Annotated in this window: 24 protein-coding genes and 3 pseudogenes; 14 read left to right on the forward strand and 13 right to left on the reverse strand. The window is 62.4% G+C overall.

What is annotated here, in order from left to right:
• The first annotated feature begins 433 nt into the window (after positions 1 to 433).
• Positions 434 to 1,154: pseudogene (locus N181_RS20010) on the forward strand (HoxN/HupN/NixA family nickel/cobalt transporter).
• Between the two features lie 9 nt (positions 1,155 to 1,163).
• Here the strand turns inward: N181_RS20010 and N181_RS20015 are convergent.
• Positions 1,164 to 2,357 (reverse strand): MFS transporter, encoded by a 1,194-nt coding sequence (locus tag N181_RS20015; protein WP_037434379.1) that lies wholly within the window; start codon positions 2,355 to 2,357, stop codon positions 1,164 to 1,166.
• Between the two features lie 316 nt (positions 2,358 to 2,673).
• On the opposite strand from N181_RS20015, the gene N181_RS20020 reads away from it, so the two are divergent.
• The gene (locus tag N181_RS20020) at positions 2,674 to 3,495 is read left to right on the forward strand and encodes a chromate resistance protein ChrB domain-containing protein (RefSeq protein ID WP_037434377.1); all 822 of its coding nucleotides are present in this window, start codon (positions 2,674 to 2,676) and stop codon (positions 3,493 to 3,495) included.
• The gene (chrA, locus tag N181_RS20025; protein ID WP_037398498.1) at positions 3,496 to 4,902 is read left to right on the forward strand and encodes a chromate efflux transporter; all 1,407 of its coding nucleotides are present in this window, start codon (positions 3,496 to 3,498) and stop codon (positions 4,900 to 4,902) included. It begins immediately after the preceding gene.
• 247 nt (positions 4,903 to 5,149) lie between these two features.
• Here chrA and N181_RS34865 read toward each other — a convergent pair.
• Positions 5,150 to 5,602 (reverse strand): annotated as a pseudogene (locus N181_RS34865) (YqaA family protein).
• Between the two features lie 223 nt (positions 5,603 to 5,825).
• Between N181_RS34865 and N181_RS20035 the strand changes: the two are divergent.
• The 6 genes from N181_RS20035 (at position 5,826) to N181_RS20060 (ending at position 10,186) form a co-directional block, all read left to right on the forward strand.
• Entirely contained in the window at positions 5,826 to 6,221 is a 396-nt protein-coding gene (locus tag N181_RS20035; RefSeq protein ID WP_037434380.1) for a hypothetical protein, read from the forward strand.
• An 89-nt stretch (positions 6,222 to 6,310) separates the two neighbouring features.
• Complete coding sequence (locus N181_RS20040; protein ID WP_050984108.1) at positions 6,311 to 6,538, forward strand: hypothetical protein; 228 nt, start codon at positions 6,311 to 6,313, stop codon at positions 6,536 to 6,538.
• The gene (locus N181_RS20045; protein ID WP_060563769.1) at positions 6,535 to 7,998 is read left to right on the forward strand and encodes a TolC family protein; all 1,464 of its coding nucleotides are present in this window, start codon (positions 6,535 to 6,537) and stop codon (positions 7,996 to 7,998) included. Before N181_RS20040 ends, N181_RS20045 begins: the two co-directional genes overlap by 4 nt.
• Positions 7,999 to 8,012: 14 nt before the next feature.
• Positions 8,013 to 9,362: a multicopper oxidase family protein gene (locus tag N181_RS20050; RefSeq protein ID WP_037434387.1), complete on the forward strand. Its 1,350-nt coding sequence runs from the start codon at positions 8,013 to 8,015 to the stop codon at positions 9,360 to 9,362.
• A 39-nt stretch (positions 9,363 to 9,401) separates the two neighbouring features.
• Positions 9,402 to 9,881 carry a cupredoxin domain-containing protein gene (locus N181_RS20055; RefSeq protein WP_037398456.1) on the forward strand — a complete coding sequence of 160 codons (480 nt, stop codon included), beginning with the start codon at positions 9,402 to 9,404 and terminating at the stop codon, positions 9,879 to 9,881.
• A gap of 20 nt (positions 9,882 to 9,901) precedes the next feature.
• Positions 9,902 to 10,186: a copper-binding protein gene (locus tag N181_RS20060; RefSeq protein ID WP_037398453.1), complete on the forward strand. Its 285-nt coding sequence runs from the start codon at positions 9,902 to 9,904 to the stop codon at positions 10,184 to 10,186.
• A 472-nt stretch (positions 10,187 to 10,658) separates the two neighbouring features.
• Here the strand turns inward: N181_RS20060 and N181_RS20065 are convergent, their stop codons facing one another.
• Positions 10,659 to 11,153 (reverse strand): BA14K family protein, encoded by a 495-nt coding sequence (locus N181_RS20065; RefSeq protein WP_037398450.1) that lies wholly within the window; start codon positions 11,151 to 11,153, stop codon positions 10,659 to 10,661.
• A gap of 323 nt (positions 11,154 to 11,476) precedes the next feature.
• Between N181_RS20065 and N181_RS20070 the strand changes: the two genes are divergently transcribed.
• Positions 11,477 to 11,779 (forward strand): hypothetical protein, encoded by a 303-nt coding sequence (locus N181_RS20070; RefSeq protein WP_037398449.1) that lies wholly within the window; start codon positions 11,477 to 11,479, stop codon positions 11,777 to 11,779.
• A gap of 40 nt (positions 11,780 to 11,819) precedes the next feature.
• Complete coding sequence (locus N181_RS20075; RefSeq protein WP_037436397.1) at positions 11,820 to 12,260, forward strand: nuclear transport factor 2 family protein; 441 nt, start codon at positions 11,820 to 11,822, stop codon at positions 12,258 to 12,260.
• Between the two features lie 33 nt (positions 12,261 to 12,293).
• Here N181_RS20075 and mntR read toward each other — a convergent pair whose 3' ends face one another.
• Positions 12,294 to 12,776, reverse strand: coding sequence for a manganese-binding transcriptional regulator MntR (gene mntR / locus N181_RS20080; RefSeq protein WP_037398443.1), 483 nt, complete (start codon positions 12,774 to 12,776; stop codon positions 12,294 to 12,296).
• Between the two features lie 198 nt (positions 12,777 to 12,974).
• Between mntR and N181_RS20085 the strand changes: the two genes are divergently transcribed.
• Both N181_RS20085 and N181_RS20090 read left to right on the forward strand, forming a co-directional pair.
• Positions 12,975 to 14,102: a multicopper oxidase domain-containing protein gene (locus N181_RS20085; RefSeq protein WP_080579201.1), complete on the forward strand. Its 1,128-nt coding sequence runs from the start codon at positions 12,975 to 12,977 to the stop codon at positions 14,100 to 14,102.
• A complete protein-coding gene (locus tag N181_RS20090; protein ID WP_037434381.1) occupies positions 14,099 to 15,310 on the forward strand; it encodes a ZIP family metal transporter in 1,212 nt (403 codons plus the stop codon). The genes N181_RS20085 and N181_RS20090 overlap by 4 nt, the downstream gene beginning before the upstream one ends.
• Before the next feature lie 83 nt (positions 15,311 to 15,393).
• On the opposite strand, the gene N181_RS20095 is transcribed toward N181_RS20090, so the two are convergent.
• Positions 15,394 to 15,645: a hypothetical protein gene (locus N181_RS20095; RefSeq protein ID WP_037398437.1), complete on the reverse strand. Its 252-nt coding sequence runs from the start codon at positions 15,643 to 15,645 to the stop codon at positions 15,394 to 15,396.
• 347 nt (positions 15,646 to 15,992) lie between these two features.
• Here N181_RS20095 and N181_RS34870 point away from each other — a divergent pair, with 347 nt between their 5' ends.
• Positions 15,993 to 16,190, forward strand: a complete 198-nt coding sequence (locus N181_RS34870; RefSeq protein ID WP_037434383.1) for a hypothetical protein — start codon at positions 15,993 to 15,995, stop codon at positions 16,188 to 16,190.
• 36 nt (positions 16,191 to 16,226) lie between these two features.
• On the opposite strand, the gene N181_RS20105 is transcribed toward N181_RS34870, so the two are convergent.
• The 8 genes and pseudogenes from N181_RS20105 to N181_RS20135 all read right to left on the reverse strand — a co-directional run bounded on the left by N181_RS20105 (position 16,227) and on the right by N181_RS20135 (position 24,197).
• The gene (locus N181_RS20105; protein ID WP_037398435.1) at positions 16,227 to 17,408 is read right to left on the reverse strand and encodes an enolase C-terminal domain-like protein; all 1,182 of its coding nucleotides are present in this window, start codon (positions 17,406 to 17,408) and stop codon (positions 16,227 to 16,229) included.
• Positions 17,405 to 17,995 carry a GMC family oxidoreductase gene (locus N181_RS35565; RefSeq protein WP_420377205.1) on the reverse strand — a complete coding sequence of 197 codons (591 nt, stop codon included), beginning with the start codon at positions 17,993 to 17,995 and terminating at the stop codon, positions 17,405 to 17,407. The genes N181_RS20105 and N181_RS35565 overlap by 4 nt, the downstream gene beginning before the upstream one ends.
• Before the next feature lie 192 nt (positions 17,996 to 18,187).
• Positions 18,188 to 19,014 (reverse strand): annotated as a pseudogene (locus N181_RS34885) (GMC family oxidoreductase); the annotation flags it as partial.
• A gap of 7 nt (positions 19,015 to 19,021) precedes the next feature.
• Positions 19,022 to 20,449, reverse strand: coding sequence for an aldehyde dehydrogenase family protein (locus N181_RS20115; RefSeq protein WP_037398431.1), 1,428 nt, complete (start codon positions 20,447 to 20,449; stop codon positions 19,022 to 19,024).
• Entirely contained in the window at positions 20,446 to 21,198 is a 753-nt protein-coding gene (locus N181_RS20120) for an HpcH/HpaI aldolase family protein (RefSeq protein ID WP_050984103.1), read from the reverse strand. Before N181_RS20120 ends, N181_RS20115 begins: the two co-directional genes overlap by 4 nt.
• The gene (locus N181_RS20125; RefSeq protein ID WP_060563771.1) at positions 21,198 to 21,986 is read right to left on the reverse strand and encodes an SDR family NAD(P)-dependent oxidoreductase; all 789 of its coding nucleotides are present in this window, start codon (positions 21,984 to 21,986) and stop codon (positions 21,198 to 21,200) included. The genes N181_RS20120 and N181_RS20125 overlap by 1 nt, the downstream gene beginning before the upstream one ends.
• A complete protein-coding gene (locus tag N181_RS20130) occupies positions 21,983 to 23,155 on the reverse strand; it encodes a mandelate racemase/muconate lactonizing enzyme family protein (protein ID WP_037398426.1) in 1,173 nt (390 codons plus the stop codon). The genes N181_RS20125 and N181_RS20130 overlap by 4 nt, the downstream gene beginning before the upstream one ends.
• Before the next feature lie 10 nt (positions 23,156 to 23,165).
• A complete protein-coding gene (locus N181_RS20135) occupies positions 23,166 to 24,197 on the reverse strand; it encodes an ABC transporter ATP-binding protein (RefSeq protein ID WP_037398424.1) in 1,032 nt (343 codons plus the stop codon).
• Positions 24,198 to 24,228: the final 31 nt, after the last annotated feature.

Below are 24,228 nucleotides of genomic sequence, written 5' to 3' on the forward strand. Positions count from 1 at the left end.
ACCCATTGGTATCTATCGCAAGTCGCACTTCATCCTTGAACCCACCCCCCTACATATCAAAATCGCATAAGCTTAATTATGGAACTTGTTCGCGCAGATCGAGACGCGCGATGCCTTGTGAAACTGTAGAAGCTCACATAAATTTTCCAACGGCGATGTGGTTCTGGCCAGCGGATGATCCAGACGAGATCGAGCACGTCCACATGGCACTCGCCGAAGATCACCCGCACCTCGTCGGTGCTGAGCGCGTCAGCAATGGCCATCGGCACAGCCTATGTCATCGAGAGCCACCATCCCGAATGGCATCGAGGGCTTGAGCCACGGATCATAAATGACCGGTCTCGCCGTTTACGCCGGCCCGCGAGTCGTTGGCGCGGTTCCTGAATCTGGTTTGAATCGCCACATCGGCCGCACTTTGAACTGGGCATAGGCGTTGCTGCAAGCAATCGTAGACACCCAGCGGGACATCTATCTCGCCTTCGCCGAACATATCAAAACCTTTGCGAACGGCGGCGGCTGGACGGCTTTCTTCGCCTTCCTGCCGATGGGGATCGTCTTTGGCGCGGTGCATGCGATGACGCCCGACCACAGCAAGGCCGTGCTGGCCACCTACCTGACCGGAGCGTCGGCGGGCATCGGGCGCGGGCTGATGGTTTCCTTGGCGCTGTCCGCCACGCATGTGACGATGGCCGTGGTCATCGCCCTGTTCTCGCTGCCTCTGGTATCGGTCATGCTCGGGAGCGCCGGTTCGGCTCCGTTGCTCGAGGACCTGAGCCGCGGACTGCTCTGCCTCATGGGAGCGTGGATGCTGTGGAGTGCCTGCTTCCGCCCGCCGCATGTGCACGGCGAAGGGGAAGGTGTCGCCGTCGGCTTCATGGCCGGGCTGATCCCCTGCCCATTGACGCTGTTCGTCATGATCTTCGCCATGTCGCGCGGCGTGCCCGAGACCGGGATCATGTTCGCGCTCGTCATGATGACGGGAGTGGCGCTTACTCTCTCCAGCGTGGCACTTGCGACCGTTCTCTTCCGCACACGGATCCGAGAAACTGCTGGCGACCCGGCACGCCCTGCTGGCCAAAATATCGAAACTTGTCGAGGGCCTCACCGGTCTGATCCTGGTGATCATCGCGATGCGAGAGATTTTCGTCCGTTGAAGGATTGCGTCAGCATTCCTCCGGCGGTTTCAAACGCCGGAACTGCATCAGCAACAGCAGATCGTAGACAATCTTCAACGCACCGCAGATGAGCAACGGCCATGCTCGGGACGAGGCGGCGAAGAGAGCGCCCGCCAGGGCAGGACTGGCCGAGGCGGCAAGACTGCGCGGCACCGACGTGAAGCTGGCAGCGGCTGCCCGCTCCGCCTCGGTGACGACGGCCATCACGTAGGACGAGCGGGTCGGCACGTCCATCTGCGACAGTGCGGCCCGGACAAGCAGAAAGAAAAGCGCGAGGGGTAATGTGGGCGCAAGCGCCGCCAGCATCAGGGCGAAGCTGGACGGGATGTGTGTGAACACCATCGTGTTGATGAGTCCGATGCGTCGCGATAGCCATGCGGCCACAGGGAACGAGAGCGCCGACAGCACGCCAGACCAGAAGAAGAAAACACCTGCCTCCGAAAGCGACAGGCCAAATCGCTCGAAAAGCCAAAGGGCGAGCAGTGATTGGACGACGAAGCCGCCGGCGAAGGCATCGAGACTGAACAGGGCGGCCAGCTTGAAAACGATGTGGCGCGACGGGCCGAGCGCAGGCGTTGCGCCCGCATCCAGCGCCGGGCGGCGTGGGATGCAGGCGTAGAGCAAGCCGCCGAGCAGCCCCAGAAGCGCGTAAAGGACGAACATGGCCCTGATGCCGCCAAGCCGGTCGAGGCCAACCGGGGCCAAAAGGTCGGGTACCGCTGCAGCGAGTCCGCCGATGGCTCCCGCGAAGGCGCCCACGAGGCTGTAGCGCGCGAACATCCTGGTTCGCTCTCGCGCCGAGACTTCGCGTGTGAGCACGGCGTGCTCCAACGGCACGAACACGCTGACACTGCCGGCCGAGGGATTAATCGTGCCGGCAAAGGCGATGACCAGAAGCAGCGCGTAGTCGTGGACAACGGCAAAGGCCACACCCGTCGCGATCATCAAGCTCGCGCCAGCCAGTAGAAGCTGGCGATGATCGTGCCTGGCACCGAGGAAGCCGACACATATCGTCAGCAGCGCGGAGCCAAGCAGCGATGCGGTCGCAATGACACCGACCTCGAGGGGAGTAAATCCGAGGGCGAGCAGATAGACCGGCAACAGCACGGCCACGAAGCCGTCGCCAATGTCGCGCAGGGCGCGCGCCGCGAAGAGGAAAGTCGCCGGGTGAACCCGCAGCACCGATCTGGCCTCTCGTTTGTTGGTCGCTTGAATCGCCCTCTTTGGGCGGCCCGAGACATGATGCCGAAATGGAGCGTCGGTTGCCACTAGCCGGATGACCATTTCGGAGTTGCGCTCCAACCGTGTCGTCGATCTCTTCAAACGCAATTGCGAGATATATCCTGAGGGAGATTAGGTCTCTGCAATCCCTGGGGGCGAGCCGCTTGACAGTTCTGAACAAAGAGCGGAAAACACCGCGCATGGGGTTGCGATCACCCCACGAGGCGACAGCCGAAGCATCGCGTCCACTCAACCGCTCACACGGAGGACGCGTCATATGTCGTCACTTCTTGAAATTTCCCCCGAGAAACTTGCCCGCCTTATCGGCACCCGCAAATGCCCGGCGCTCATCGACGTGCGGATCGACGAGGATTTCGACGCCGATCCGCGCCTGATACCCGGCTCGACGCGGCGCGATTATCGCAACGTGCAGGAGTGGATTGCCAGACTCGATTCGGATTCCGCAGTCGTGATCTGCCATCGCGGCAAGAAGCTCAGCTACGGTGTTGCCGCCTGGCTGCGCCACTATGGCATTGCCGCCGACGTGCTCGAAGGCGGCTTCGAAGCCTGGACAGAGAGCGGCTTTCCGGCCGTACCCGCTTCAGCGATACCGGAGCGGGATGCGAACGGGCGTACCGTCTGGGTGACGCGGGCACGGCCGAAGATCGACCGGATCGCCTGCCCGTGGCTTATCCGCCGTTTCGTCGACCCACAAGCTGTCTTCCTGTTCGTGTCGCCGTCCGAGGTCGAGGTGGTCGGCGATCGGTTCGCCGCGACTCCCTTCGACATAGACGCCCCGATCCGCTGGAGCCATCGTGGCGAGCTATGCACCTTCGACGTCATGGTGGAGGAATTCGGTCTTTCGACCGATCCGCTGCTGCGGCTTGCCACGATCGTCCGCAGCGCGGACACTTCCCGCCTCGATCTCTCTCCGCAAGCGCACGGTCTTTTGGCGGCATCGCTCGGCCTGTCGCGCATGTATGCCGACGACCTCGAGCAACTGGAGGCCGGGATGCTGCTCTACGACGCCTTTTACCGCTGGTGCCGGGATGCTACCGACGAAACGCACAACTGGCCGTCGCCGAAGAAGGATTCGTGAATGACCGAGATTGCAAACAGGGCCGCGCCGGATGCGGCGCGGCAAGAGTACGGTCACGGCATTCCCTTCGGCGAGGCCGTCCGCGTCTGGGCGAGGATCGCGGCCCTGAGTTTCGGCGGCCCGGCCGGACAGATCGCGGTGATGCACCGCATCCTCGTCGACGAGAAGCGCTGGATCGGCGAGCACCGGTTTCTGCATGCCTTGAACTACTGCATGCTGCTGCCCGGACCCGAGGCGCAGCAGCTTGCCGTCTATATCGGCTGGCTCCTGCACCGCACCGCCGGCGGCCTCGTCGCCGGCACGTTGTTCGTGCTGCCGGGCTTCCTCTCCATCCTCGGCTTGAGCTACATCTACGCCGCCTTCGGCAACGTCACCGTCGTCGAAGGGCTGTTCTTCGGCCTGAAGGCGGCGGTGCTCGCCGTCGTCGTTCATGCCGTCTTCCGGATCGGCGGCCGGGCACTCAAGAACCGACTGATGATCGGCATCGCCGCGGCGGCCTTCATCGCCATCTTCTTCTTCCGCGTCCCCTTCCCGCTGATCATCCTGGCGGCGGGCATCCTCGGCTATATCGGCGGGCGTTCCGGTTCGCCGCTATTTAGAGTTGGCGGCGGCCACAAGGCGGGAAGCGGTCCGATCCTCAAGGACGAGGATTCGCTGCTCGGAGAGGAGACCCCGGCCCATGCCCGTCCGAACCTTTCCTGGTCGCTGCGGGTGTCTGCGGTGTTCTTCGCGCTCTGGCTCGTGCCGTTGGCGCTGCTCACAGCGTTCCTCGGTGTCGACCATGTCTTCACCCAGATCGGGCTGTTCTTCAGCCAGATGGCGGTGGTCACTTTCGGCGGAGCCTATGCAGTGCTCGCCTATGTCGCCCAGGAGGCCGTCCAGCACTACGGCTGGCTGAAGCCCGGCGAGATGCTCGACGGCCTCGGCATGGCCGAGACGACGCCTGGCCCTTTGATCATGGTCGTCCAGTTCGTCGGCTTCATGGGGGCCTACCGCGATCCGGGATCGCTGAATCCGATGACGGCGGCGACGCTCGCGGCGATCCTGACGACCTGGGTGACCTTTGTTCCCTGTTTCCTCTGGATTTTCCTCGGAGCGCCCTTCATCGAACGGCTGCGTAACAACGTGGCGCTGACTGGCGCGATGTCGGCGATTACCGCCGCCGTCGTCGGGGTGATCCTCAACCTTGCCGTCTGGTTCGGCCTGCACACGCTGTTTTCCGAGGTGGTGACTTTCGACCTGGGGCGGCTCACCCTCGACGTGCCCGTACTCAGCTCCCTCGTCCTGCCGTCGCTGGTTCTCACCTTGGCTGCAGGTTTGGCGATCTTCCGGCTCGGTGCGTCGATCATCGCGACACTTCTGGCCTGCGCTCTGGCCGGAATGGTCTGGACGATCGCGGGCGCGTGATGTAGGGGCAGCAATCTATTATCGCTTTGACCGAACGGGGAACGCTCGTAGCAATTCTGATGTGTCGCGAAGCGCATCTCACGGACGCGGAGCTGGTCGATCTTTGTAATAGAGTCTCTGAAGGGCAGCGCTAGGAAATCGAGCAGATGGGTTCCATCCAAGCGAGATTGGACAGCTCCAGTTGAAATAGAGAGGTTGTGCAGCAACGGTCCCTGCTACACTCGTCTCGGCCAGGCCGTTGCAGCGATCAGGTTCCGATTGCCGCCTGCGTCCCGAGCGTTGCTGCGGCGAGGACAATGTATCGCGCCGTCTTTCCGATTGTGACCAGCAGCAGGAAGGACAACCAGGGCTCCGCAAAACCCCGGCAAGTACGGACAGTGCGTCTCCGAGGATTGGCATCCACGACAGGAGCAGCGACCACCGACCAAAGCGCCGATACCATCCGGCAGCCCTTTCCAGCGAGGACGGTTTCACGGGGCGCACAAGACCGGTCGTGAAACCGGTAGATGAATCGCCCAAGCTCCCAATTAACGACTGCTCCCAGGACGTTGCCGATGCTTGCAACAACGAGAAGCCAAGTCGTGGAGAATTTGCCTGACGCAAGAAGGCCCACGAGCAAGGGTTCAGACTGGAAAGGCAGTACAGTGGCCGCGCCGAACGCGACAAGGAACAATCCTAGATACGCGGTTAGGCCAGTCATCCAACCTCGCCCGGGTTCAGGGACGAGAACAAAGGGCGCTCCTGCCGCTTCTTTTGGCGCTCGGCCATTTTCTCGCTTGACCTTACCATCGTTGGAAGCATTACACTTTCACTAGACTTCGGATTAACTCGCTATGCTGCCACATAATGATCGCGAATCGCGTGTTATACGAGCTGACAATTGACAACTGCAGGGCTGCTGGTAGTCCTCGGACATGTGCAAGATGTATCGAATCACATTACAAAAGATGCTGGTTCTGCTCCGCCTGGTGACCGTCATGTCACTGGCGGGATACTCTTTGCCGACCGCCTCCGCCGCGATGCATGGGTCGTTGTCCGGTTCGGACATGGTACACTCCCACGATCATCAGGTTCAGGCCGATGATCATCATGCCGAGGCCAGCGGCGACCATTCGCATGGCGATCACGCATCCTCGCAGGACGATGCGGCCAAGAAAAACCTCAAACAGGAATGCTGCAGCAGCTTCTGTGTCGGCGTGGCCATCGTGACCGCTACCGTCGCGGTTGGCGGCCCGCAGACGGCCTCTATCCGCGAATTCATTGATGACGCCCGGCCCTTGGGCGAGCTGCCGCCCCTTCATCGCCCCCCGAACATCTGAATAGGACGCGCCCGTTCGCGGGTTGAATCCGTGCGTTTGCGAGCGTGATCCGCTCCAGCGCCGATGCAATCTCCTATTCGGAATACGCCATGAAGCCCATATTTTTGGTGGCCACCTTCCCGCTTCTTGCGAGCGGATGCGCAGCTACATTGCCACCCGATGTCATTGCTCCGGGCGATCTGGCCGCCTCCCAGGCCGAAGTTCGCCCCCTTCGCTATAGCAGCCCGGTTTCGGGCTACACCCACCGCGCCCCGGTCGATCCCAAGCCGTGGCGCAACCAGAACGACGCGCAGGCTCCGGAAGGAGATGCGTCATGATCGGAAGCAGGATGAAACTGGCTGCGACCCTCGCCCTGCCGCTGGTCCTCGGCGGTTGCGTCTCGGTGAGCGAGTACGCAGCGAAGAACGCCGGGTTTTCCTCTGTCGAAGCGAAGACCGCTGGTGCGACCGGAAAACAGACCGTCTGGGTTCAGAACGAGCAGCAGGCACGCGTCGTCTCCGACCGCGTGAAGACGCTGATCGCGAAGAAGACCCTCGACGTGGAGACGGCGGTCCAGGTCGCGCTGTTGAACAACAAGGGGCTGCAGGCCGCCTACGCCGATCTCGGTGATTCCGCCGCCGACGCCTGGCAGTCGACCATGCTGGTCAATCCAACCGTGTCTCTCGGCCTCACGGGGATAGGGACGCCGGGACTGGAAGCCTTCAAGACCGTCGAGGGGATGATCGCCTCGAACATCCTGGCGCTCGCCACGCGCGAACGCGACATCGCCATCGCCGACACGCGGTTCCGTCAGGCGCAGTTGAACGCGGCGCTGCGGACGCTCCAGCTCGCGGCCGACACGCGCCGCGCCTGGATCAACGCCGTTGCGGCGTGGGAAACGGTCGGCCAGCTCAATCAGGCCCAGGCTGCAGCCGACGCGGCCTCCGAGCTTGCCCAGAAGCTCGGCGAGACGGGTGCGATGACCAAGGAAGGTCAGGCGCGCGAACACGTCTTCTATGCGGAACTCGCCGGACAGACGGCGAAGGCACGGCTGACGGCAAGGCTCGCGAAGGAAGAGCTGACGCGGCTGATGGGCCTCTGGGGTTCGGACATCGACTACCAGGTCCCGAACCGCCTGCCTTCCTTGCCGAGGGGACTGATGAGGCGTGACCTGATCGAGGCGGAGGCGCTGCAACGGCGGGTCGACCTCCAGATCGCGAAGCTCGAGCTCGAAGCGAGGGCGAAGTCCTACAACCTCACGGAAGCGACCCGCTACGTCACCGACCTCGAACTCCTCGCGGGCTTCGAGACCGAGCGGGAAAAGGAGGACGGCAAGGTCGAGATCGAGACGACCGGACAGGCCGAACTGGAGTTCGTCATCCCCATCTTCGACAGCGGCAAGGCCCGGATGCGCAAGGCAGAGCTCGCCTATATGCGGGCGGCAAGCCTGCTTGCCGAGAAGGCCGTTAACGTCCGGTCGGAAGCACGCTCGGCATACCAGGCTTATCGCGCCAACTACGACATCGCCCGTCATTACCGGAACAGCGTCGTGCCGCTGCGCACCAAGATCGAGGAAGAGTCCCTCCTCACCTACAACGCGATGATCACCAACACCTTCGAACTGCTCGCCGACAGCCGCGACAAGGTCAATTCGATCCTGCTTGCGGTCAACGCCAAGCGCGACTTCTGGCTCGCCGAGGCGAACCTCGCGCCTGCGATCTACGGGGGCGGCGCGGGAGCGGCCACCGGCCAAACCGAAGTGGCGGCTGCCGCCGAAAGCGGCGGCGGCGGACACTGAGAAAGGAAACGCACATGTTCAACAGAAGACAGATACTGGGAGCAGGCGCGGCGCTCGTGTCCTCGGCCGCCTGGGCCAAGACCTCAAACATGGGGCTGCCCGAGGCCGCGGTGATGGAGACCGCCGAGACGCAGCCGCCGCTCAAGCCGACCTCCGGTCCCGACTACAACCCCGTTGTCACGCTCAACGGCTGGACCCTGCCCTACCGCATGAACAACGGCGTCAAGGAATTCCATCTCGTCGCCGAGCCGGTCGAACGCGAGATGGCGGAGGGCATGACAGCCTATCTCTGGGGCTACAACGGCCAGTCGCCGGGTCCGACGATCGAGGCGGTCGAAGGCGACCGGGTGCGCATCTTCGTCACCAACAAGCTGCCGGAGCACACGACCATCCACTGGCACGGCATGATCCTCCCGTCAGGCATGGACGGCGTCGGCGGCCTGACGCAGCCGCATATCCCCGTCGGCAAGACCTTCGTCTACGAATTCGACCTCGTGAAGTCGGGTACCTTCATGTACCACCCGCATTCCGACGAGATGGCGCAGATGGCGATGGGGATGATGGGAATGTTCATCATCCATCCCAAGGACACGAAGTTCATGCCGGTCGACCGGGACTTCGTGTTCCTGCTCAACGCCTATGACATCGATCCTGGCTCCTACGTGCCGAAGATCATGGAGATGACCGACTTCAACATGTGGTGCTGGAACAGCCGGGTGTTTCCGGACATCAGCCCGCTCGTCGTCTCCAAGAACGACCACGTGCGCGTCAGGGTGGGCAACCTGACGATGACCAACCACCCGATCCACATGCACGGCTATGACTTCGAAGTCACCTGCACCGACGGCGGCTGGGTCCGGCCGGAGGCCCGCTGGCCGGAAGTCAGCATCGACATTCCGGTCGGGGCGATGCGGGCCTACGAGTTCGACGCCAAGTACGTCGGCGACTGGGCGATCCACTGCCACAAGTCGCACCACACGATGAACGCCATGGGCCACGACATCCCGACCTTCATCGGCGTCGACAAGAAGACGGTCGCCGAGAAGATCAAGAAGATTCGCCCGGAATACATGCCGATGGGGACCAAGGGCATGGCCGACATGGGCGAGATGGAAATGGAAATTCCCGAGAACACCATCCCGATGATGACCGGCTGGGGACCGCACGGCCCCATCGAAATGGGCGGAATGTTCTCGGTCGTCAAGGTGCGCGAAGGCATCTCGGCGGGCGATTACGCCGACCCCGGCTGGTACGAGAACCCTCCCGGAACGCAGGCCTGGGAGTGGACGGGCGAGCTCCCCGACGCAACCAAAGCCAAGGACGCCAAGACCCAGATCACGCCGAAACATGGGAACCACGGCTGATCCCGCATGCCGATGTTCAATCAACCAAAGGACCAAACAATGAAAGCTGCAATCTTCGGACTTCTCGTCGCCGCTCTCGCCACCTCAGCGCTCGCTTCCGGCAATCACGTAGGCGGTCACGGCGAGGCGATGGCCGTCGGCGAACCCGGCAAGAAAGCCAACGCCACCCAGACGATCCGCGTCACCATGAAGGAGACGGAGGACGGCAAAATGCTCTTCACCCCGTCGACCTTCAAGGTCCGCAAGGGCCAAACCATCGTCTTCGCGATCAAGAATGCCGGAGAACTCGACCACGAGTTCGTACTCGATCAGGAAGACAAGGTCATGGAGCACAAGGCGGTGATGGAGAAGTTCCCCGAGATGGAACATGACGATCCGAATGCCATCCGCCTCGCCGCAGGAGAGTCGGGCGAAATCATCTGGAAGTTCACCAATGGCGGCACGTTCAAGATCGCCTGCCTGGTGCCCGGCCACTACGACGCTGGCATGCATGGCGACGTCACCGTCGCCGGAAAGTAATCACTGGAAAGGAGAACGACATGAAAACGCTCATCAAGCTCACCCTCGCCTCCGCGCTAGCCGTCGGGACCGCCTACGGCGCTCTCGCCACTGAGTTCACCAAGGGCACCGTCAAGAAGGTCGACGCCAAGGCCAAGAAGGTCACGCTGATCCATGAGGAGCTGAAGAGCCTCGAGATGCCGGCGATGACGATGGTGTTCCGCGTCCAGGACGACGCAATGCTGGAGAAGCTCAAGGAAGGCGCGAACATCGAGTTCGTCGCCGAGCGCGTCAACGGCAAGCTGACAGTCACGCAGGTAAAGTAATCAAGACAGCGGATGCGGCCGTACTCGGCCGCGTCCTTCACCTCCACTGCGATTTTGGGACCGATATTTGCCTGAGCGTGAACTTTCCGGATTTGCCAAAAAACTGGTCGGCCGAATAAAACACGATCCACCAAATCTCGGCCTAAAGGTACAAATTCCGAAATGGCGAGTGGGCGAAAATTTTTATCTCCGCGACGACGTAAAAGAGCTTGTCACCTCATCGGGCTCCGCCCGATTTTTTGGGCCTTGCTAATTGGGAAAACCCGGGCTTCACTTTGGGAAATGAGCAGTTCGCCGACGAAATTCGATCCCAGCAAATTCAATGACTTGCAGAGGCGTTGAGGCACTTTTGGATTTGCGTCTACAGCCTTCAGGACACCGAACACACCTAAGCGGCTCCGGTGAGCCGAAGAAGCCGATAGCCTCCGCTTCCCAGCAAGACGCCGGGCCGGGTGCGCTGCCAAACCCGCGATCAATAATACGGCGAGACGCACGCCCGTCGCGGACCGTAATAGGGCTGGAACGTGTTGTCGTAAGCCCTGTAGGAGCGGTAGCGTCCATAGCACCAGCGCGTATGGGCATTGCCGCCATAATAGGCCTCGCGGTAGTAGCGCGGCGCGTAGTAGCGCGGACGGTAATAGGTCGGGCCGTAGTAGCCGTGGCCGTAATAGCCCTGATCGTAGTAGCCCTGATCGTAGTAGCCGGGCCCATAATAGCGCGGCTGCGCCAGCAGCCCACCGATAATTGCCCCGGTTGCCAGCCCGCCCAGTGCCCAGGCCCAATCGTCGCCACCGTTATTGTGGTGATGGCCCCCGCGGTAGTACCCGCCGCGATACCGCCTGTACTGGACTGGCTGCGCCTCCGGTGCTTCGATCTTGGGCGCGACCACGGTGGGAAACGCCACGGCCGGCGGAACACTCGTCAGCGCCGTCACCAGTGACAGAGTAGCGATTACTAGCCTTTTCATCGGCTTCACCTTTCCTCTACAGCGCCACGCGTCGAACACGGCGCGCAAAGGACGCTGCGGTCCTTTAAATGCGCTGTTTAATTTTACCCTAAAATCGATCATTGTATGAGGAATTATGCATCAAGCAGGAAAGCATTCCCCTCGCCCGCAGGCCAGGTGAGGCGATACTCCTGCAACTACAGCTTCGTTTCTGCTTGTTCCCTTAAATGGCGAGCGTTTTGGGAATAATATGCGGGGTGTGTCTGAGACACGGGCGCCCGAAGGCGCCTACCGGACGGCATCCGTGCTGTGCATGGATGCTGTACGGAAACGGGAGCAATGCCATGAAAATATCCCTCGGAACATCATTCGTCGCATTTGTCCTCTCATCCGCTCTTGCTGGATCAGCCGCACCGGCAGTCGCCGACGGCTACTACTATGTAGATCGTGCCCCGACCGGCAGCATCTACGTCGATCCGGCCCCGGGCGTCATCTATGTCGATCCGGTGCCGACGGGCCGCTTCTATTACGAACAGATGCCGGCGCGCACGCTTGGCGGCGCCCGCGAGCGGTATACCCATGAGTACCAAGGCGGCGGCCAGGGCGACTACTACCTGGGCATCACGCCCCCGGCGCCAGTCCCCTGAGGGCAAGCAGAGCCGGCTGTGCCAGGTCCGGAGGGCCTTGATGGAAAGCGATCGAGACAAAGACGTTCAGGTGATCCGCTCTCTTATTGCGCGCCAGTTCAAAAGCATCAGCTGGCGGGAAGGGAAAACGCCGGACTGGGCAGCATTCGAGAAGGATTTCCTTCCCGAGGCGGCGCTTTATGCGTCGGCCCGGCCCTTGCGGTCACAAACGACCGGGCAATTCATTGAGCGCATGAATGGGCTGGTGGGAAAGACGTTGCACAGCCTCGAGGAGACGATTCTTGGAAGCAGGATACACGTTTTCGGAAATGTGGCGGTTGCGGTGATCGCTTGCGAAAACGTCGAAAACGCCACAGAGACGAACCGCAATGTCGAAATGATGCTGCTCGTCAAGGATGACGGATCTTGGCGTGTCGCCGCTCAAGCCTGGGACAGGCAAGACGCAGCCAACCCGGTAACAAGCGAGCTTTGGGAACGCTGAAGGCCGGACCGAACCATGATTCTATGAGACAGATCACCCTTGGGCGGCGATCCGCGACGATGCCGTGCGGGCCAGGAAGCGCTTGAATGCTTCGAGGGTCTCCGGGCTCGCATGATGCTCCATCCCCTCGGCGTCGATGCGAGCGGTTTCGGGCGAAACGCCGATCGAGCACAGGAAGGATTCGACGATCTGATGCCGCTCGCGGCAGAGGTCGGCAAGCCTTCGTCCGGCGTCGGTAAGAAAGATGCCGCGATAACGGCGTTGCTGAATATATCCCTCGGAGATCAGCCTTTTCAGCATCTTGGCGACGGTGGGCTGGGCAACGCCGAGGCGCTGGGCTATGTCGACCTGACGGGCCTCGCCGCCGTCCACGAGCAGGTCCGCGATAAGTTCGACGTAGTCCTCGACGAGCTCGGTGCGGCGGTTGTTCCGGGTCTGCCGAAAGCTTTCAACCTGTGCGTCGGCGTCGATCAGGCCTGTTTCGACATCGTGTCCGACATTGTCATGCTGGGTCAATCCCGGCGTTCCCTGTGCTGAAGTTCGACTGCCATCGAAATAATATAGCTAAGGCTATTTTTCAATACGACCACGAATATTCGAGCAGGTGCTATATCCGAACGCGCGCTTAGCCCTTCCATCAAATTATAGCACTTGCTATATTTGGGCTACCATGCTCTATTTTATCTAACTTGCTAAGTAAAAATGGGAGCCTACATGCTGAGATGGGCCCAGGCGGCATTGAGCAGACGAAGCCTGCTGCTGGGGGGCGGCGCGGCGACCATCGGGGCGACGACGATATGCGCGAGCAAAACGGTGGCCCAGGAGGGCCACGGCAACCACGGCGCGCCAGCCACGGCTCCAATGTCCGCGACCATGCCTTCGCAACATTCCGCTCATGGGGCGATGATCACCGTCGGAACCGTCGACAACGACCGCAATGGCTTCCACCCGACGAAGATTTTGACGGATTGGTATACGGGCACCGTTGACGACCTGCCGGACGGACGAAGGCTCCGGACGTTCGAGATCGCCGCCGAGGACAAGGAGATCGAGATCGCGCCCGGCGTGATGTTTCCGGCCTGGACCTACAATGGTCGTGTGCCGGGACCCGCGCTCCGCGCCACCGAGGGCGAGCGGCTGAGGTTCGTCTTCAGGAACTACGGGTCGCATCCGCATTCGATGCATTTCCATGGCATCCACGCGGCGCGCATGGACGGCGTGCCAGGTGCGGGCCTGATCGCGCCCGGCGAGGAGTTCGTTTACGAGTTCGACGCCAAGCCCTTCGGCTGCCACCTTTACCACTGTCACGCGCTCCCGCTGGCGCGGCACCTTCACAAGGGCATGTACGGCCTGTTCGTCATCGACCCGGATCCCGCCCGTCATCTTGACAACGCCGAGGTTGCCAAGTCCCGCCTTTATGGCTCGCCGGAGAACGCCGACTGGCAGGAACTGGCGATGATCATGAACGCGTTCGACACCAATTTCGACGGCGAGAACGAGTTCTATGCCTGCAACACGATTGCTCATTGCTATGCCAAGGAGCCGATCAGGATCGAAAAGGATCGGCCGGTCCGCATCTACCTGGTGAACATAACCGAGTTCGATCCGATCAACTCGTTCCACCTGCATGGCAATTTCTTCGACTATTTCGACCAGGGTACGACGCTTGCGCCTACCCTGCGCATGGTCGACCTCATCATGCAGTGTCAGGCCCAGCGCGGCATCCTCGAGTTCACCTACAGGGAGCACGAGGCCGGGCTTTACATGTTCCACGCCCATCAATCCGAATTCACCGAGCTCGGCTGGATGGGCATGTTCGATGTTGTGGAGACGCTGTCATGAACGAGAACCCGCGCAACTTCCCGCCGGTCTCCACGACAGCACCCGGCCCGCGACATTTGCTGTGGCTCGTCCTGCCGCTGATCGTGCTGGTCGCCGCGGTGCTGTGGCTCCTTGAGGGCGATCCTTTGCGCGGCTTCGACAACGGTGCTCCGCCGGTCGAAAACCTGACGGTCGAACGAACGGTGCTCGACGAAGACGGTTTACGGCTGCAGGTGCGCGCCGGCAGCTCGGAACCGATGACGATAGCGCAGGTGCAGGTCGACTCTGCCTATTGGCAGTTCCGGCAGGATCCCTCCGGGACAATTTCGCGCGGCGACACCGCCTGGGTTGCGATCCCGTTTCCGTGGGTTCTCGGCGAAGCTCACAAGGTGACGTTTGTCACCAATACGGGCGCGACCTTCGACCATGAAATTCCGGTCGCCGTCCCGACGTCGAAGGTAAGCGGCAGCGGGCTCGCCTCTCAAGCTCTCCTCGGTGCCTTTGTCGGCATCCTGCCCGTCGCGATCGGACTGCTGTGCTACCCGGCGCTGCGCGGCGCCGGTCGCAACACCATGACCTTCCTGCTGGCGATGACCGTCGGTCTGCTGGCGTTCCTGTTCGTCGACACCATGATCGAAGCATCGGAGTTTGCTGAAGAGTCCGCGGCGATTTTCCAAGGCAGCGTCATGGTGATCCTGACGGCAGTGGCCAGCTTCCTGGCGCTCGTCGCAATCGGCCGCCGCCATGGCGGCTCTCCGACAGGGCTCGCGCTTGCGACTTACATCGCGATCGGCATCGGCCTGCACAATTTCGGTGAGGGCCTGGCAATCGGCGCGGCTTTTGCGGCAGGCGCCGCGGGGCTTGGGACGTTCCTGGTGCTCGGTTTCACGCTTCACAACATTACCGAGGGGATCGGCATCGCCGCGCCAATCCTGCACATCCGCCCGAAGATCGTCCATTTCCTGGGCCTGGCGATGCTGGCCGGCGGCCCTGCGGTGCTCGGAATCTGGCTCGGCAGCCTGGCCGTCGCGCCCCATTGGACAGCGATCGTCCTGGCGATCGGCGCAGGTGCCATCGCCCAGGTGATCGTCGAAGTCACGGCAATCGTCGCAAGAGGCCACGACGCCCGTGGCGATTATACTCGGATGCTCAACCCGGCCGCATTCGGCGGCATCGCGGCCGGACTAGCGTTCATGTATGTGACTGCGATGCTCGTCAAGATATCCTGACCACCCTCGCCTTTCTTCGCCGGCGTCCCTCAACGTCGATAGTCGAGCGGATATCCCGGGGCGGGAACGCCGCAAGCAACCTCCTACTCATTGATTTTCCACACCAACGGGCCCTGCGATGACTGGCAGCCATGCGGCGCGGGAACGTTGCCGAAGGTATCGTGCAAGCGCTTGCAGCCCCAGGCATTGAGCGGCCCTGGCATACGGATGTTCAATTCGATGCCGACCTCGTCGTAGGGCTTCTCAGTGTTCGTGACATAAGCGTACCATCTCCAGCCAACGACCAAGAGCATGGTGACGACCGTAATGAAAAGGACGGAAACGACCTTCTTCAACTGCGCACTCCTAATCTTATTTCTTGTGAGTCTAACGGGCCTTCAAGATCCGCCCCTGCAAAGAGGCAGACCGGGCGCTCAGCGGGAACTAGCGCGGTGGTTGACAGAAATCCCGGACCGCAATCGATCGCAATGGAATTTTTGCGTTATGCATAGCAAATTCAGCAATGCGGCTTTGCTGCATGAAACTTCGTGGGCCGACGATGGCGCTTGAGGCTGATGGCCTAGGTCAAGGTCTTTGGGAAGAACTGCGCTGGTTCTGGCGTTTCCGACGAGGCCGGCGGGTTCCTGTTCCATGGCGCCGCCCTCGGACCACCGATAGGGATTGGATAGAGCGCCATACTCAGATGCGGAGTTTCGGCGATACGACCGTCGCCGTGGCATGGCTCGACGGCCGCCGGTGGATCGTCAAGGAGCGCTTCTGGTTCGGTTGGCCCGATCCGCCGCGCTACGTCCTGTTTGTGCTCGAGAGCGAGACGGTTTGGATGGCCAAGGATTTCAATCGCTGGCCGCCGCAATGGCGCAAACCGTGGGACGCGGCGTGAACTGGCGACGCCTCCCCGTTTATCCCTCTTCGGGGGCTAACGAATGGAAGGCGTGCGATAGAGCAGCGTGCCGCCAAACCGGATCTCCATATCCACCGCATATTTCTGCACCGCCTCTGGCGCGACAGGCAAACCGAGGCCGACCTTTTCCGGAGCGCAGATTTTCCCCTCGCCATCGGGCAGCAGGTGCTCGCTGCAAATCGCCCATGACAGCGAGGACTGGTCCATCGGGTATTCGCATAGGCTATGGCGCTCCAGGCCGGCATAGGATTGGAGCGATGCGCTGAGCGCCAGATGCGACGTATAGGTGTGATTGACGAAGGACGCGCCTCGCTGATCGGCGTATAGCGCGATGTCACGGGCCGCCGCGATCCCGCCGATCCGGCCGCAATCGATCTGGATCACGCCGACATCCGCGATGTCCAAGAGCTGGCGCGCCTGCGCGATGGAGTGAACGTTTTCGCCGGCCGCCACGCGCTTGCGCCCGTGATAGTGGCTGAAATCGGCAAAAGCGCCGAGCGCTGTCGCATCGAACGGCTCCTCCACCCACTCCACATCGAACGCGTCAAGCAGGTGCGAATACGACCTGGCGGCTGCGACATCGTTCCCCCAGACGCGCGCCGCATCGAGGAACAGCCGGCCGTCCGGCCCCAACCCCTCGCGTGCGGCGGCAAGCTGGTCCCGATCGGCGGCGAAATCCCCGCCGCCAAACCCGTTCCAGCCGGTCTTCACGGCGCGATATCCCGCCCGAGCAATACGCCGCATATCGAGATAGGTCTGCTCGGGGGCCGAAGCGAAGGGATGGACGACATAGGGTTGCTTGGGGAAGGCCATTTCATAGCCCAGCAGCCGATAGACTGGTTCTTCGAGCTTCTTGCCGAGCGCGTCCCATAGCGCCATCTCGACGCCCGAATAGACATGAGGCGCTTGCAGCACGTTCATGCTGTTTTCAGCGACGCGCTGCGTGATCCTAGCGATGTCTGCAGGATCCTCGAGCCTCTCGCCGAGCACTGAGGCTCCAATCGGCTGCGAGGTGCTGTGCGACTCCGGTGTGACGAAGGCGGCAAGCGACACAAAGGGTGCGGCCTCGCACTCGCCCCAGCCTTGTAACTGGCCGGCGCGCACTCTGACCAGCAGCGCGTCCTTGACCGGATCGCGCGCCGCGTCGAAGTCCGGGACCTGAAGAAGGAAAAGATCGATGGCGTCGATACGGGTCATTCTTTCCTCCCCTCTCCCGAAAGGATCAGATCCGCACCGCGTTCGCCGATCATCATGGTCGGTGCGTTGGTGTTGCCGCTGACGAGATGCGGCATGATCGATGCGTCCACGACGCGGAGATTCTCGATGCCGTGGACACGCAGGGTGCTGTCGACCACCGCCGTCGGATCGGCTCCCATCTTGCAGGTTCCGACCGGGTGGAAAACCGTCACGCTCTCGCGGCGCAGAAATTCCTCCCAGTCGGCATCCGTCATCTCCGGCTTGCCGGGCGCAAGTTCCTCGATCACATGCCGGGCGAGCGGCGGCGCGGCGAAAATCCGGCGAATATATTTGCAGCCGGCAATCAGCGCCCGAACGTCGCTCTCCGCGTCGAGGAGTCGAGCAAAAATCCGCGGCGGATCGCGGAAGCTGCCGTTGCGGAGCGTGAGATGGCCGCAGCTTTCCGGGCGGCTGACATTGGGGATGGCGGTCACCACCGGGTCCTTGAGGACGATCAGTTCGTCCGGCGTCAGCTTGTATCCGACCGGTGTGAAATGCAGCTGCAGATCTGGGTCGCGCAGGCTCGGATCGGAGCGCATGAAGACCATGGCCTGGGCACCGGGTGCCGTGCCGGGACCGCGGCCGCGCAACAGCCAGTTCGCGCCATGCAGCGCGGATTTGAAGAGCCCTGCCTCGGTATTGTAGGTCGCCTGGTCGACCCGGTAGGTCAGGTATACACCGACGTGGTCTCTGAGGTTCTTTCCGACTCCGGGTAGATGATGGCAGGCTTCGATGCCGAAGCTCGTAAGGTCGGCGGCGTCGCCGACGCCCGAAAGCATCAACAGCTGTGGCGAAGCGATCGTGCCGGCCGACAGGATGACCTCGCGCCGCGCCCGCACGATATGCCGCGTGTTTTCGCGTCGAATATACTCGATGCCACGGCGACACGATCTTCGATGATGACGCGCGTGACCTGCGCGTTGGCGCGAACGGCAAGATTTCTGCTGCCGCGAATGGGTTTGAGATAGGCATCGGCGGCGCTGTGACGCCTACCGAAGATCTGGTTCGCCTGGACGAAACCGGCGCCTTCCTGCGATCGGCCGTTGAAATCGTTGTTCGCCGGCAGGCCGGTGGCGATCGCGGCTTCGACAAATTTTTCGGCCAGCGGATGGCGGCTGCGCAGGTTGGATGTACGCAGCGGCCCATCGCCACCGCGATAGTCATCCGCTCCGTTCTCGCTCGTTTCGCTGCGCTTGAAGTAAGGCAACACATCCGCATAGGACCATCCCGGATTGTCGAGCGCCGCCCAGCTGTCATAGTCGCTCGCCTGCCCGCGCATGTAGACGAGCCCACAAAGCGAACTGCTGCCGCCGATGACTTTTCCGCGCGGCCAGACATCCTGCCGGCCGCAGCGGGTGGGGTCGGGTTCGGTCAGATAGTTCCAGTCGTATTTCGGGTTGCCGATCCCGTAGAGATCGGTTGCGGCGGGCATCTTGATGATCGGCGAGCGATCGCTTCCGCCTGCTTCGACGAGCAGGACGGTGCTGCGGCCGTCGGCACTCAGGCGGTTGGCCAGCACACAGCCCGCCGATCCGGCGCCGACGATGATGAAGTCGAATTCTTCCATGATGGCTCTAGCCGTAACGATGGTAGACGGTGCGGATCTGGGTGTATTTCAGCAGTCCGTGCTTGCCGTCCTCGCCACCGATGCCGGATTCCTGGTGGCCGTTGTGAAAACCCTGCAGCGCCTCGCCCATCGTCCGGTTGACGTAAATTTCGCCGAAACGCAGCTCGTTCTGCGCGCGCATGATCAGGCGATAGTCGTTGCTGAACAGGAAGGCGGAAAGGCCGTAGCGGGTGGCGTTGGCGAGGCGGATCGCCTCCTCGAAGCTGTCGATGCGGACGACCGGAGCGATCGGCCCGAAGGTCTCCTCGTTGAAGATCGACATCTCCGGAGTGACGCCGGTCATCACGGTTGGTCGCACCCAATAGCCGCTCGCAGGCAGCGAGGGGAGACTATGGCCGCCACATCGGAGCGTCCCCCCCTCTGCCCGGGCGAGGTCGATCGCTTCGGACACCTTTTGGTACTGGACCCGGTTGACCAAAGGGCCGAGATCGACGTCGTCGCGCGAACTGCCGACCTTCAAGCGGTTGGCGCGTTCGACGAGGCGCTCGACGAAATCGTCATGGACGTCCCTGTGCACCAGGATCCGCTCGGAGGAGGTGCAGACCTGGCCGCTATTCTCGAAGCTGGCAAAGGCGATGGCGTCGGCGGCAAGGTTGAGATCGGCATCCTTCCAGACGATCGCCGGAGCGCTGCCGCCGAGCTCGAGCGAAACGCGCGCGAGCGTCGTCGCGGCTCCGGCCATGATCCTCTTGCCCGTGTCGCGGTGGCCGGTCATCGTGATCATATTGACGAGCGGATGCGAGCAGAGCTGGGCGCCGACCGCGCCGCCACCGGTGACGAGGTTCAGAACACCATCGGGCACGCATTTCTGCTCGGAAATGAGCTCGATCGCCCGGATCGTGGCAAGGGGGGTCACCTCGGTCGGCTTCACCACCATGGTGTTGCCGGTAACGAGGGCCGGTGCCGCCTTGCGGATGAAAAGATCCAGCGGGTAGTTCCAGGCGGTGATCGCCGCAACGACGCCGACTGGTACGCGTGTCAGGAGGATCGTCTCATCGCGATTGTCCGCAGGCACGATCTCGCCCTCGATACGCCGGTCCCACTGGGCCATGTAGTCGAGATAGACCGCCGCGTTGTCGACATCCTCGCCCGCCTTGCGCAGCGGCTTGCCGACTTCCGCACTGATGAGTTCGGCAAGCTCCTGCCTGTTCTGCGAAAGGCAGGCGGCCATTGCGCGCAGTGCATCCGCGCGTCGCCAAGGCTCGAGCACCGCCCAGGCCGGCTGTGCTGCCGCCGCGGCTTCGACCGCACGGCGCACTTGGTCCTCGCTGGCGCTTGGAACGTTGCAGATTTCACGCTCGGTCGCCGGATCGACCACGGGCAGGCCGGCGTTCTCGCCGACTTCCCAGGCGCCGTTGATCAGAACGGTTGTCAACGCGGTTCCTCCACCATCTGCAATCCGACGGCAAGACCATCGCGCAGCGCCGTGAGGTCGTCGGTGGTAGCCATGAAGGCGATGTTGAGACTGCGCGCCAGATCGCGATCGAGCTTGCTCAACACAGGCATCGCCCAAGGCTTGTCATGGGCCTGGGCGGCGCGTGCGATCCGCCTGATATCGTCGTGATCGCTGCCGTCGGCGAGATATTCGCCGCGACCGCGCGCCAGCGAGAGGTCGTTCGGGCCGATGAAAAGGCCATCGACCGCCTCCAGTGCGGCGATCTTTTCGACCTCCTCCAGCGCCTGCGCGGTTTCGATCATCACCCAGCACTTGGTTCGCCGGTTCTCCGCTTCGACGAAGTGGCGGGGCGCCGGCATATAGTTGACGGTCTTGCCGCCGCCGAAACCGCGCACGCCGAGCGGCGGGAACTTGGCGAAGGCCGTGGCCGCCCGCGCATGCTCGACGCCCTCGATCTGCGGCAGGATCACGCCGTCGCTGCCGAAGTCGAGTGCGTGCTGGATGGGGACGCGTTCGGCGCTGGCGACGCGCGTATAGACGGTCATGCCGAAGGCCTTGGCGATCGTGATGCTGCGCGCCGCGGTCGAGGGCTCGAAGGTGCCGTGCTCCATGTCGATGATGACCGTGCCGTAGCCGAGGATCGATGCGATTTCGCAGGCATTCTCGTTCGGTGTCATCAGCCAGAAGCCGAGTTCGGTGTGCCGGCTTGCCATACGTATTACGGTCATCATTCGCCTCCAAACGATCCGGCCATGGCACCGCCATCGACCGGGTAAAGCCCGCCTGTTAGATAGCTTGCAGCCGGTGAACAAAGGAATATCGCAAGATTCGCTACATCTTCCACTTGCGCGAAGCGGCCCATCGGGATCGCGGCGCGCCACGTGGCGGCGTCCTGGGGGGGTGCGACCGTGCGGAACATGTCGGTCTCGACGACATGCGGCAGGATCGCATTGACCCGGATATTGTCGCGGGCGTGGTCGAGCGCCAGGACCTTGGTCAGCCCGACGACACCGAATTTCGTGGCGCAATAGACCGCCCGGCGCTGAAAGCCGGTGATGCCGGCGGTCGAGGACACCTGGATGATCGAGCCGCCCTCGCCGTGCGCGCGAGCGTGGGCGATGAAGCGTTTCGACAGCCAGAGCACGCTGTTGAAGTTCAGCTCCAGCAGTTCATCGGTGCGCTCGGCGGTGATCTGGTCGGTGGCGACACCCCAGGAGCGCCCGGCATTGTTGATCAAGAAATCCACCCGATCGTGGGTGGCCAGCGCCCGGTCGAACACCGTGTCCGCCGTTCCGGGGATCGAAAGGTCTCCGCTGATGGCGGTTGTTTTCTGACCATCGCGTGAAAGCTCGGATGCACGCCGATAAAGCCGGCCTGCGTCGATGTCCTGGACGATGACATGGGCGCCGAGGTCGGCAAAGGCGCCGGCGATCGCAGCGCCGATGCCGCCCGCCGCCCCGGTCACCAGGGCCACCTTGCCACGAAAAAGCGTCGTGTCGAACGTGTTTACAGTCATCGGGATACCCGCCATGCCGACAATGCGGCTTCATCGATGTCAAGCCCGAGCCCGGGCCGTTCAAAGGGTTCGACCATGCCGCCGTCGAAAGTGAACAGCGGCGAGCGCAGGAACTCGTCGCGCCACGGGGACGGATCCATGTCGCATTCGAAGTAGTCGGCGTTCGGCAGCGCGTAGAGAAGGTTGAGGCATGCCGCGAGACTGACGGCGGTGCTGTAGTTCTTGCTGGAGAAGCCAAGGTGACGCATTTGCGCGTAGGCGGCGATCTTGCGCGCCTCGGTAATGCCGCCGACCTGGATGACGTCCGGCTGGACCATCTGGATGGCGCCGGCATCTATCATCGCGGCAAAATTGAACTTGTTGGTCTCGGTTTCGAAGCCGGCGATCGGAATGCGCGTCCGACGTGCGAGTTCGGCGCAGCCGGCAATGTTCTCCGGCTGCGTCGGCTCCTCGAACCAGCGAACGCCGATCCGCTCGAATTCGTCGGCGTAGGTCATTGCGGTGCGGGCATCGAGCGAGGTCGTCGCATCGCACATCAGATCGAGGTCACCGCCGAGGGCGTCGCGAGCCGCACGCACCCGTGCGAGGTCGCGGGCAATTGAAACGCGATGCGGCGTTTCATCGAGAACGCCGGCATGCACGGCGGAGGCGATATTGCCGACCTTCATCTTGTAACCGCGATAGCCGGCCTGCCGGGCCTTGGCGACGTCTTCGGCAAGGTCGTTGATCGAATAATCGCGCCGGTAGTAGCCGGAAGAGGCATAGGCGCACAGCGGCCGCGCAAACCCTCCCAGCAAGCGCCAGACGGGCTCGCCCGTCGCCTTGCCGAGAATATCCCAGAGCGCGATGTCGACCGCCGACAGGCAGGAGAGCAGAACTCCCTTGCGCCCGTGATAGTAGGTCTCCTGGTAGACTTTCTCCCACAGATATTCCGGTCGCCGGGGATCGTGACCCACGATCAGCGGCTGGATCTGTTGTTCGAGAACGGTCGTCGTAGTGGCCCAGGGGCCGCCCCACATCGCAGCCTCGCCCCAACCGAAAATGTTGGGATCATCGGTATGCACCTTCACCAGCACCGCCTCGCGCGACTGGTATTCGCCGCGCGGGTAGGTCAGCGGATAAGGCATCTGATAAGCGAGACAGAAGGTCTCAAGCCCGGTGATTTTCATGTCGGATCACTCAATTCGTACGCAGGCAGACGATCCGCTCAGGCTGGACCTGGAGACCGACGCGATCGCCATTCTTGAACGGCTGGTAGCTTTCGTTTCGCACCGTCAGGGCCACCGCCGGGGAAACCCTGACGACATACTCGGTCGTGCCGCCGAGGAAGCGGCTCTGCTCGACGACGCCGGAGAGGCCCGGTGCTGAGGGCGCCGAAAGGCGGATGTCTTCCGGCCGAATGGCGATGGCCTTCGCGGCCGCGTCGGCGCTGCAGGGCAAGGGTATGACGATATCGCCGCTGGCCTTGAACGTGTCGGCCGCGACCGCCCCCTTGACGACATTGGCGCCGCCGATGAAATCCGCCACGAACGGCGTCTCCGGATTGCGATAGAGTCGCGTCGGCGTATCGAGTTGCTCGACAATCCCGCCGTTCATCACCGCGACATAGTCGGAGAGGACGAGCGCTTCGCTCTGGTCATGGGTGACGAAGACCGTGGTGATCTTCAGTTCGCGGACGATGCGATTGATCTCGTCGCGCATCTCCTCGCGCAGCTTCAGATCGAGCGCCGAAAGCGGTTCGTCCAAGAGCAGGATGTCCGGTTGGATCGCCAGTGCCCGCGCCAAGGCGACGCGCTGCTGCTGGCCGCCCGAGAGCTGCTTCGGCGAACGCTCGGCGAACTGGCCCATCCGCACGATGTCGAGCGCCGTTCTCACCCGTTCGTCACGCTTGGCCCGCGCCATTCCGCGCATGCGCAGGCCAAAGGCCACGTTGTCGGCCACACTCATATGCGGGAACAAGGCATAGGACTGGAAGACCATTCCGATGTTGCGATGCCGCGCCGCCGTGTGCGTGATGTCGCGGCCGGCAAGCAGGATCGTGCCCGCCGTCGGTTGTTCGAAACCGGCAATCATGCGCAACGTCGTCGTCTTGCCGCAGCCCGAGGGTCCGAGCAGGCTCAGTACCTCTCCCTGCGCCAGCGAGAAACTTACGCCTTTGACGGCGTGGAAGTTGCCGAAGGATTTTTCGAGATTTTCAAGCTTGAGGGTCACTGTTTCCCACCTGAGCCGTGGCGGTTGGACG

Origin of the sequence: Sinorhizobium fredii USDA 205, assembly GCF_001461695.1 — a bacterium.
GTDB lineage: Bacteria > Pseudomonadota > Alphaproteobacteria > Rhizobiales > Rhizobiaceae > Sinorhizobium > Sinorhizobium fredii.